Annotated in this window: 6 protein-coding genes; 3 read left to right on the top strand and 3 right to left on the bottom strand. The window is 71.2% G+C overall.

All coding sequences use genetic code 11. The annotated features are described in order from the left end of the window. Both OZN99_RS21755 and OZN99_RS21750 read right to left on the bottom strand, forming a co-directional pair. The coding region (locus OZN99_RS21755) for a phospholipase D-like domain-containing protein (RefSeq protein ID WP_270937351.1) at positions 1–706 on the bottom strand (706 nt) is incomplete at its 3' end. Positions 707–815: 109 nt separating this feature from the next. Beyond that, complete coding sequence (locus OZN99_RS21750; protein WP_270937350.1) at positions 816–1,715, bottom strand: endonuclease/exonuclease/phosphatase family protein; 900 nt, start codon at positions 1,713–1,715, stop codon at positions 816–818. A 185-nt stretch (positions 1,716–1,900) separates the two neighbouring features. On the opposite strand from OZN99_RS21750, the gene ahcY reads away from it, so the two are divergent. Next, positions 1,901–3,301 (top strand): adenosylhomocysteinase, encoded by a 1,401-nt coding sequence (gene ahcY, locus OZN99_RS21745; protein WP_270937349.1) that lies wholly within the window; start codon positions 1,901–1,903, stop codon positions 3,299–3,301. Between the two features lie 33 nt (positions 3,302–3,334). On the opposite strand, the gene OZN99_RS21740 is transcribed toward ahcY, so the two are convergent. Further along, positions 3,335–4,306 carry a LysR family transcriptional regulator gene (locus tag OZN99_RS21740; protein ID WP_270937348.1) on the bottom strand — a complete coding sequence of 324 codons (972 nt, stop codon included), beginning with the start codon at positions 4,304–4,306 and terminating at the stop codon, positions 3,335–3,337. A gap of 151 nt (positions 4,307–4,457) precedes the next feature. On the opposite strand from OZN99_RS21740, the gene OZN99_RS21735 reads away from it, so the two are divergent. Continuing rightward, the gene (locus OZN99_RS21735) at positions 4,458–5,390 is read left to right on the top strand and encodes a formylglycine-generating enzyme family protein (RefSeq protein WP_270937347.1); all 933 of its coding nucleotides are present in this window, start codon (positions 4,458–4,460) and stop codon (positions 5,388–5,390) included. A gap of 5 nt (positions 5,391–5,395) precedes the next feature. Then, on the top strand, positions 5,396–7,018 hold the full coding sequence (locus tag OZN99_RS21730) for an arylsulfatase (RefSeq protein WP_270937346.1): 1,623 nt from the start codon (positions 5,396–5,398) through the stop codon (positions 7,016–7,018). Positions 7,019–7,069: the final 51 nt, after the last annotated feature.

Here is a 7,069-nt window from a genome sequence, read left to right as displayed (position 1 = left end):
CGCCGCGCGCCCCGCTCGCCGCGCTGACCAGCGCCGCCGGGCGCGCCAGCGGGCTGGCCCAGTAGCGTTCGAACACCGCGCAGGCGCCTTCCGCCGGGGCGCCGGCCAGCGCGAGGTCCAGGTCGCGGAAGTTGATGTTGCCGTCGGAATCCAGGCCGAAATACTCGTTGCCGATGTTCCGCCCGCCCACCACGGCCAGCTTTCCATCGGCGATCCAGTTCTTGTTGTGCATCCGGCGGTTCAGGTGCCAGCCGCCGAAGGCGAATTCCAACAGGTAGCCCAGCCGCCCGAAGCGCTGCCAGCGCGTGCCGTTGAACAGCCGCACCTCGATGTTGGCGTGGGTGTCCAGCACGGCCAGCGTGCGCTGGTGACCGATGGCGAAGACGTCGTCCAGCAGCATGCGCACGACCACGCCCCGGTCCGCTGCCGCCAGCACCTCGCGCGCCAGCAGCCGCCCGGTCAGGTCGCCGCGCCAGACGTAGTACTGCAGGTCGAGGCTGCGCCCCGCGGCGCGTGCGCTGGCGGCGCGGATGGCGAAGGCGTCGGCGGCGCGGCACAGTACCGCCACGCCGCCCTGCCGGTGTTCGCCGGGCCCGCGCAGCCCGAGGCTGGCCAGCGCCGCCTGCACCGCGCGCTCCAGCCGCGTCGCAGGCGCGGACGCAGCGGCCGCCGACTGGCCGGAGGGACGGGCGAGAAGCTGCGACATTCCGCTCCCTGTCCTGCGTGCGAACGAACGGCGCGCGGATGGGTTCGCGCCGGCGCCGGGCGCCCCGGTCCGCCTGCATCAGGTGGGCCTGCGCGCCCACCCGCCCGAATCACGCCGCCGCGCGCGCCTCGGCGAAGGCGTCGGCGATGGCGGCGAGGTGCAGCCGGGCGGTGAGCGGCAGGTGGTCGGAGGCGATGCGCGCCAGCGGGCTGTCATGCACCTCGACATCGGTCACCAGCGCCTGTGGCCACGCCATGATGCGGTCCAGCGGCAGCACCGGCATGCGGGTCGGGAAGCTGGGCGGGCCGCCATTGACCGTGCCGAAGAAGGGCGCCAGCGCCCGCAGGGAGGATCGCTCCCCCGGATTCCACTCGTTCAGGTCGCCGCAGAGCACGGTCGGCATCGGCTCGGCGTCCTGCAGGGCGGCCAGGATGGCGGCGGACTGGCGCTTGCGGCAGCGCGGTAGCAGGCCGAAATGCGCCGCCACCACCCGCAACGGCCCGTGCCGCAGCTCGAGGTCGGCCACCACCGCGCCGCGCGGCTCGGCCCCTGGCAGCGCCAGGCGGCGCAGCCGCGCCTTCGTACCCGGCCGGGCCAGGATGGCGTTGCCGTGCCAGCCATGCCCGTCCGGCAGCATGGAGACCGGCAGCGGCACCAAGCCGGCCTGCTTCTCCAGCAGCTTCTCGTCCAGCAGCCCGACGCGCCGCCCGAAGCGCCGGTCGGCCTCCTGCAGGGCGATCAGGTCGGCGCCGAGTTCGGCGATCACCGCCACCGACCGGTGCGGGTCGAAGCGCCCGTCCGTGCCGACGCATTTGTGCAGGTTCCAGGAGGCGATGCGCAGCTCCCCTTCGGCCGGAGCGCGCGGCGGGGCCGGGCTGCGGCGGCGCGCCTCCCGGAACTCGGCCAGCAGCTGGCGGACGGTTGCGCCCGTGGCACGAAGATGCTCAGCGACACGGAGCGTGTCGGGCGCTCGCAGCAGGCGCCTCGGCGCGGCAACGGGGGAGGTCATCCGGGGCGGGTGCGATCCAGGACGGCGGGGCAAGGTCGAGAGGATGGTGCGGCGCGGCAGTGCTGCCAAGTGAGGAAAGGTCTCACGTCAGGCATAAAGATATCCTTATGCCTCGTGCATAAGCCCTTGGCCTTGCCGGTCCCCCGTGCTACCCGGCCGCCGACCAGACAGCAGGACCGTAGCGCATGACCGCCCATGATTACGTCGTGAAGGACATCTCCCTCGCCGGCTGGGGCCGGAAGGAGATCGCCATGGCCGAGGACGAGATGCCCGGCCTGATGGCGGTGCGCGCGGAATACGGCGACAGGAAGCCGCTGAAGGGCGCGCGCGTCGCCGGCTGCCTGCACATGACCATCCAGACCGCCGTGCTGATCGAGACGCTGAAGCACCTCGGCGCCGACGTCCGCTGGTCCTCCTGCAACATCTTCTCCACGCAGGACCACGCCGCGGCCGCGATCGCCGCCAGCGGCACGCCGGTGTTCGCGGTGAAGGGCGAGACGCTGCCGGAATACTGGGAATACGTGAAGCGCACCCTGGAATGGGCGGATGGCGGCACGCCGAACGTCCTGCTCGACGACGGCGGCGACATGACGCTGCTGGTCCACTACGGCCTGCGCGCCGAGCAGGGCGACACCGCCTTCCTCGACAAGCCGACCAATGAGGAGGAGGAGGTCTTCTTCGCCCTCATCAAGGACTGCCTGAAGGCCAAGCCGGGCTGGTTCGCGCAGCTGGCGAAGAACATCGTCGGCGTGTCGGAGGAGACGACGACGGGCGTGCACCGGCTGTACGTCATGGCGAAGGAAGGCCGCCTGCTGTTCCCCGCCATCAACGTCAACGACAGCGTCACCAAGTCGAAGTTCGACAACCTCTATGGCTGCCGTGAGTCGCTGGTGGACGCGATCCGTCGCGGCACCGACGTGATGATGGCCGGCAAGATCGCGATGGTCTGCGGCTTCGGCGACGTCGGCAAGGGCAGCGCCGCCAGTCTGCGCAACGCCGGCTGCCGCGTGATGGTCAGCGAGATCGACCCGATCTGCGCGCTGCAGGCGGCGATGGAGGGCTACGAGGTCGTGACGATGGAGCAGGCCGCGCCGAAGGCCGACATCTTCGTCACGGCCACCGGCAACGTGGACGTCATCACCGTGGACCACATGCGCGCGATGAAGCACCGCGCCATCGTGTGCAACATCGGCCACTTCGACTCTGAGATCCAGGTCGCCGGCCTGCGGAACTTCAAGTGGGACAACGTGAAGCCGCAGGTGGACGAGATCGAGTTCCCGAACGGCAAGCGGATCATCCTGCTGTCCGAAGGCCGCCTGGTGAACCTCGGCAACGCGACGGGGCATCCGTCCTTCGTGATGTCGGCGTCCTTCACCAACCAGACGCTGGCGCAGATCGAGCTGTGGACCAACCCGGGCAAGTACGAGAAGAAGGTCTACACCCTGCCGAAGCACCTGGACGAGAAGGTGGCGGCGCTGCACCTGGCCAAGGTCGGTGCCACGCTGACCAAGCTGACGCAGCAGCAGGCCGGCTACATCGGCGTGCCGGAGCAGGGGCCCTTCAAGGCCGAGCAGTACCGCTACTGAGCTGGCGAGGGGGGGCCGGCCAGCCGGTCCCCCTCAACCGCAATCGGGCGACAGGCCGAGCTCCGCCAGCCAGGCCTGGCTTTCCCGCTCGATCTCGCGGTCTGCGTCGCGCAGCAGGTCCAGGAAGCCCTGCTCCGCCTCCCCCAGCGGGCGGCCGCGCAGGCGCACCACGCCGGCATGCAGCGACACCCAAGGCGCGCGCCAGCGCAGGGCCACGACCTCCCCGGCGCGCAGCGCGGCGCCGGCGATCGGAAGCGTCGCCGGCACCACCGCGTCGCAACTCCGCAACAGCGCCACCGCGACGGTCGGACTATCGATGGTCATCGCCGGGAAGGCCGGATGTGCCGAGCGGGCCGCGCGTGCCGCCTCGCGCGCCACGGCCATCGGCCCCTGCACGGGCTGCGGCACGCGGCTGAGGAAGATCAGCGGGAACGCCAGGATATCGGGCAGCGTGATTGCACCGGCCCGCGACAGCGGGTGGTCGCGCCGCACGAGGAAGACGCCAGGCTGCGGCCGCAGCGGCTCCACCTCCAGCCCCGCATCGCCCTCGAAGCCGCGCAGGTCCATCAGCCCGAGCGCTGCCTCGCGCGCATGCAGGGCGCGCGGCACGTCCGCCCAGTCGCCCGAGAGCAGCCGCAGACGCGTCGTCGGGTAGAGCGACAGCATCTGCGCCGCGACGCGATAGCCGATCGTCTCGCCGACATAGTTGCCGGCCGCGATGCGCAGCTCGCGCACCTGCCCGCCCCGCACCTCCGCGACCGCACTGTCCAGACGCTCCAGCCGCGCCAGGATGTCGGCCGCCTCGGCCAGCACGGCACGGCCGAGATTGGTCGGGATCACGCCCTGGCGGCTGCGTTCGAACAGCTGTCCGCGCAGCTTCGCCTCCAGCGCGGCCAGGCTGCGGGTCAGCGCCGGCTGGCTGACGCCCAGGGCGCGTGAGGCGCGTACCAGGCTCCGGCCCTCGGCGATGGCCTGCACGAGCCGCAAGTCCCGGACCTCGAGCATATAACCCCGCTGGCAAGCAAAGATTGCGCAACCGGTATTGGCGGCGATCCGCCGGCCGCTGGCAACCTTGGCGGCGACAAGGGGGGACGCCAGCACCGCCATGCGGGCCGCGAGGACGAGTCAGACCGCTGTGGCGCCGGCGCCTGCCGGGATGGTGAGGATCCCCGGCGGCCGGTTCCGGATGGGCTCCGACCACCACTACCCCGAGGAGCGGCCAGCGCATCCGGTGACGGTCAGCCCCTTCCTGATGGACATCACCACCGTCACCAACCGGCAGTTCGCCGCCTTCGTCGCGGCCACCGGCTATGTCACCGTCGCCGAACGCCCGCTCGACCCCGCCGCCTATCCCGGCGCGGACTCCGCCATGCTGGTGCCCGGCGCCCTGGTCTTCCGCATGACGGACGGGCCGGTGGACACGCGCGACATGACGCACTGGTGGCACTGGACACCGGGCGCACAGTGGCGACACCCCGAAGGGCCGGGCAGCGACCTGGCGGGCCGGGAGGAACATCCGGTCGTGCAGGTCGCCTACGAGGATGCCGAGGCCTATGCGCGCTGGGCCGGCAAGGCGCTGCCGACCGAGGCGGAGTGGGAATTCGCTGCCCGCGGCGGGCTCGATGGCGCCGAGTTCGTCTGGGGCGACGAGCTGGCGCCGGGCGGCGTCCACATGGCCAATACCTGGCAGGGGCCGTTTCCCTGGCGGAACTTCAGCACGGACGGGTTCGAGCGCACCTCGCCGGCCGGCAGCTTCCCGCCCAACGGCTACGGCCTGCACGACATGGCCGGCAATGTCTGGCAATGGACCGCGGACTGGTGGTCCGCGCGGCACCAGGCCGATCCGGGGAAACCCTGCTGCGCGCCGCTCGACCCGCGCGGCCCGGCGGCGGAGGCCAGCTACGACCCGGCCCAGCCGCGCATCCGCATCCCGCGCAAGGTGGTGAAGGGCGGCAGCTTCCTTTGCGCACCCTCCTACTGCCGGCGCTACCGGCCGGCGGCGCGGCACGCGCAGATGGTGGACACCGGCATGAGCCATATCGGGTTCCGCTGCGTGGTCCGCGAACCCGCCATGATCCAGGAAGGATGAAGCCGATGACCAGGGACGACACGCGCGCATCGCGCCGCACGATGCTGCTGGGCAGCGCTGCAGGGCTCGCGACGGGCACGCTGCCCGGGATACTGCCCGCTCAGGCCCAGGCCCAGGCCCAGGCCCCGGCCCCGGCCGCGCCGGCGGGCGCCCCGGGTCGCCGGCCGAACATCCTGGTGATCTTCGGCGACGATGTCGGCTGGTCCAACATCTCCGCCTACAACATGGGGATGATGGGCTATCGCACGCCCAACATCGACCGCATCGCGCGTGAGGGCGCGATGTTCACCGACGCCTATGCCGAGAATTCCTGCACCGCCGGCCGCTCCGCCTTCATCACCGGCCAGAGCCCGATCCGTACCGGCCTGTCCAAGGTCGGCCTGCCCGGCGCCGCCGAGGGCATGCGGGCAGAGGACCCGACCATCGCCGTGCTGCTCAAGGCGATGGGCTATGCGACGGGCCAGTTCGGCAAGAACCACCTCGGCGACCGCGACGAGCACCTGCCGACGATGCATGGCTTCGACGAGTTCTTCGGCAGCCTCTACCACCTCAACGCCGAGGACGAGCCGGAGAATCCCGACTACCCGCGCAGTCCGGAATTCCGCCGGCAATTCGCCCCGCGCGGCGTGCTGAAGTCCTGGGCCAACCCCGACGGCACCCAGCGCATCGAGAACACCGGCCCGCTCACCATGAAGCGGATGGAGACGGTGGACGAGGAATTCCTGGCCGGCGCGCTCGACTTCATCGACCGCGCGCATGCCGCGAACCGGCCCTTCTTCACCTGGTTCAACTCGACGCGCATGCACATCTGGACGCGGCTCAAGGAATCGTCGCGCGGCGTCACCGGGCTCGGGATCTATGCCGACGGCATGGTCGAGCATGACGGCCATGTCGGGCAGCTGCTCAAGAAGCTCGACGACCTCGGCATCACGCAGAACACCATCGTGCTCTACAGCACCGACAACGGCGCCGAGATCATGTCCTGGCCCGATGGCGGCAACACGCCCTTCCGCGGCGAGAAGGCGACCGCCTGGGAAGGCGGCTTCCGCGTGCCGATGGCGATCCGCTGGCCCGGGCGCATCCAGCCCGGCCAGGTGATCAACGACATCTTCTCACACCAGGACTGGCTGCCGACGCTGGTGGCTGCCGCCGGTGACGCGGACATCAAGCAGAAGCTGCTGGACGGGCATCGCGTCGGCACCCGCACCTACAAGGTGCATCTCGACGGCTACAACCAGCTGCCCCTGCTGACCGGCGCCGGCCCCGGTGCGCGGCAGGAGATGTTCTACTTCACCGACGACGGCGACCTCGCCGCGCTGCGCTACGGCAACTGGAAGATCCACTTCCTGATCCAGGAGAACACCGGCCTGCGCGTCTGGGAGCGAAGCTTCACGCCGCTGCGCATGCCGATGCTGTTCAACCTGCGCTCCGATCCCTTCGAGCGCGCGGACGAGAGCTTCGACTACGGCCGCTGGCGCGTGGAGCGCGCCTTCGCCTTCGTCCCGGCGCAGCAATATGTCGGCCGCTTCCTCGCGACCTTCCGCGACTTCCCACCGCGCCAGGCGCCCGGCAGCTTCAGCCTGGGCGACGCGATGGCCCGGCTGCGGCAGGGCGCGACCGCGCGCTGAGCGCTGCGCCCGCCGCAGCCTCCTCCGCGGCGGGCGTCGAGCCGGCGGGCG

Origin of the sequence: Falsiroseomonas oryzae (genome assembly GCF_027856955.1) — a bacterium.
Taxonomy (GTDB): domain Bacteria; phylum Pseudomonadota; class Alphaproteobacteria; order Acetobacterales; family Acetobacteraceae; genus Falsiroseomonas; species Falsiroseomonas oryzae.
The sequence above is the reverse complement of the archived record's forward strand: the minus strand, read 5'-3'. Positions and strand labels throughout refer to the sequence as shown.